This window comes from Humidesulfovibrio sp. (assembly GCF_035560995.1).
In the GTDB taxonomy this organism is placed as follows: domain Bacteria; phylum Desulfobacterota; class Desulfovibrionia; order Desulfovibrionales; family Desulfovibrionaceae; genus Humidesulfovibrio.
On the sequence record NZ_DATMYK010000037.1, the window covers coordinates 1 to 2645 of the forward strand.

Here is a 2645-nt window from a genome sequence, read left to right on the forward strand (position 1 = left end):
GGTGTACAAGGCCGGGGACTTCAAGAAGCCGCGCAATCTGGTGGGGCTGGCCAAGACGCTGCCCGTGGAGCAGATGGAGGAACTGATCATCGCCAACACCACCCTGGACCCCGGCGCCATGGAGCGCCTGGCCCAGGATCGCGGCATCGCCGTGCAGGCCTGGCTGGTGGAAAAGGGCGGCATCGATCAGGCCCGCGTGTTCCTGCTGGCCCCGCGCGTGGGCGCGGAAGCCCCCAAGGGCGCGCCCGCCGGCGGCCGGGTGGACTTCACCCTGCGCTAAGGCCCTGCGCCGCTGGCGTTGGATCGCCGCCCCGTCGGGGGGGAGGCCTTTTCGGGCTTGCCAGGGACGTGAAAAGCGGCAAGAGTGCCGCTTCCGCGCGCCATCGCGCCCAGACATCAGCACGAGGATTCCATGCGCAAGCCCAAGCCCTATGATTATTCCGATCCCCGGCCGCCCAGCCGCTCGCAGAAGAAGCGCGACAGCTCCGCCCTGCAAGTGCTTGGCGGCAAGCTGGCCGAACTGCCCGACTCGGCCCTGAAGCGCCTGGCCCTGCCGCCCCGGCTGGAAGAAGCCATCCGCGAGTACAAGAAGCTCAGCAAGCATGAGGCCAAACGCCGCCAGCTGCAATTCATCGGCGCGCTGATGCGCGAGACCGACACCGACCCCCTGGCCCACGCCGTGGCCGACATGGAAGCGGGCAACCGCAGCCAGGCGCGGGAGTTCCACATCGTGGAGGCCCTGCGTACCGCCCTGCTCTCCGGCGATGAGTCCGGGCTGGAGGATCTGGTGGCTCTCGCGCCGGAGTCCGACCAGGCCGAAGTAAGAAGCCGCATCCGCATGCTGGTGCGCAACGCCAAGGCCGAGGCCGCCAAGAACAAGCCGCCGCGCTCCAGCCGCACCCTGTTCCGCCTGCTGCGCGAACTGCGCGCCGGCGGGGCCCTCAGCCAGGGCGAGGCGGAAGACAACGAAGGCGACGAGCCCGGGGACGAGCCCGGATACGAGCAGGACGACGACGAGCAAGACGGGCACGACGCGCCCCTGAAGACCAGCTTCTAGCCCGCCGTGGACGAGTGCGCCCTTGACGCGCGCCGTTCAAGACTTAGTTGTTGGGCCGGAACAGCGCCGCAGGCGCACCCCACACGATACGCAAGGAGCCCTCCGTGATTCACGAATATGCAGGCATCATCACTGAACTGGAAGACCGCGTGTGCCCACATTGCAACAAACCCATGGAAGCCTGGCTGGCCCCGCCCGACAGCGGCTGGGGAGTCATCGTGGTCTGCTTCAACAACGAATGCGACTACTACAAGGGCTCCAACAAGGACATCATCAACAAGCGCGATGATGGCCGCATGGGCTGCCGCTACGCCGAGAACCCGGACAACAACTACACGCCCTTCAACTTGGTGGCGGTCTGTTTCTAGCCTCTGGAGCGAAGTGAAGCCATGAAGGCGTTCCGGTCAAAGCCGGGGCGCCTTTTTTCATGCCGAAAAGTCCGCTTACCCCTTGCCCCTCAGGTCTTCGATACGTATCCTGGCAGCGTATCAGCGACAAAAAAGTCGCCAGCCGGGAGCCCCCCATGAAACCGGATTTCTACAAGAGCATTCTCGACAACCTCTTCGACGGGGTCTATTTCGTCGACCACGCACGCCGCATAACCTACTGGAATCGCGGCGCGGAACGCATCTCCGGCTACGCTTCGGACGAAGTTCTGGGACGCAGCTGCGCCGACAACATCCTCATGCACATCTCCCCCAACGGAGACGAGCTGTGCCTGAACTGCTGCCCGCTGGCCCAAACCCTGGCCGACGGCCAACAGCGCCAGGCCGAGGTATACCTGCACCACAAAAGCGGGCACCGCCTGCCGGTGTCCGTGCACATATCCCCCCTGCGGGACGAGGCCGAAGCCATCGTTGGGGCGGTGGAGGTGTTCAGCGACGCCACCTCCCATGCGCGCCTGCTGAACGAACTGAACGAGCTCAAGAGCCAGACCCTGGCCGACGCGCTCACCGGACTCGGCAACCGCCGCTGCGCCGGGCTGGAGTTCAAGCGTAGGCTGGGCGAGTTGCAACGCTATGGCATCCCCTTTGGCCTGCTCTTCGCCGATGTGGATAATTTCAAGACCGTCAACGACACCTACGGCCACGATACGGGCGACCGCGTGCTGGCCATGGTCGCCAAGACGCTCAAAAGCGCCCTGCGCGGCATGGACACCGTGTGCCGCTGGGGTGGCGAGGAATTCGTGGCCGTGGTGCCCAAGGTGGACGAAGAGGCCTTCCGCGCCATTGCGGAGCGCATGCGCCGCTTTGTCGAGGTCTCGCCCATTCCCGTGCCCGGCGGCAGCCTGTCCGTCACGGTTTCCGTCGGCGGCGCGCTGGCCCGACCGGGCGATACCCTGACCGCCCTCTCCTCCCGCGCCGACACCATGATGTACCAGGCCAAGCGCAGCGGCAAAAACCGCACGGCCCTGGACTGCGGACCGAGGCTCTCCTTCTAGGCGGCGAACAAACCCACGGCCTCGCGGCCGATGCCCGCGGCCAGGGCCCACATGGTCAGCCCCACCAGAACATCCAGCACACGCCAGGCCCCTGGCCTGCGCAGCACCGGAGCCAGCAGCCGCCCGCCCAGGCTCAAGGAATAGAAC

General features: G+C 66.2%; 4 protein-coding genes. All 4 read left to right on the forward strand.

What is annotated here, in order from left to right:
* Positions 1-280: hypothetical protein (locus VN419_RS01195; protein WP_325643574.1), on the forward strand; the 280-nt coding region annotated here is incomplete at its 5' end.
* Between the two features lie 132 nt (positions 281-412).
* Positions 413-1057 carry a ribosome biogenesis factor YjgA gene (yjgA, locus tag VN419_RS01200; RefSeq protein ID WP_325643576.1) on the forward strand — a complete coding sequence of 215 codons (645 nt, stop codon included), beginning with the start codon at positions 413-415 and terminating at the stop codon, positions 1055-1057.
* 173 nt (positions 1058-1230) lie between these two features.
* Positions 1231-1425, forward strand: a complete 195-nt coding sequence (locus VN419_RS01205) for a hypothetical protein (RefSeq protein WP_414652897.1) — start codon at positions 1231-1233, stop codon at positions 1423-1425.
* Between the two features lie 155 nt (positions 1426-1580).
* The gene (locus tag VN419_RS01210; RefSeq protein ID WP_325643580.1) at positions 1581-2498 is read left to right on the forward strand and encodes a GGDEF domain-containing protein; all 918 of its coding nucleotides are present in this window, start codon (positions 1581-1583) and stop codon (positions 2496-2498) included.
* The last annotated feature ends 147 nt before the right edge of the window (positions 2499-2645 follow it).

Excerpts from the sequence above, each read along its gene's own strand:
- yjgA (WP_325643576.1), top strand. The coding sequence starts at position 413 with ATGCGCAAGCCCAAGCCCTATGATTATTCCGATCCCCGGCCGCCCAGC.
- VN419_RS01205 (WP_414652897.1), top strand. The coding sequence starts at position 1,231 with ATGGAAGCCTGGCTGGCCCCGCCCGACAGCGGCTGGGGAGTCATCGTG.
- VN419_RS01210 (WP_325643580.1), top strand. The coding sequence starts at position 1,581 with ATGAAACCGGATTTCTACAAGAGCATTCTCGACAACCTCTTCGACGGG.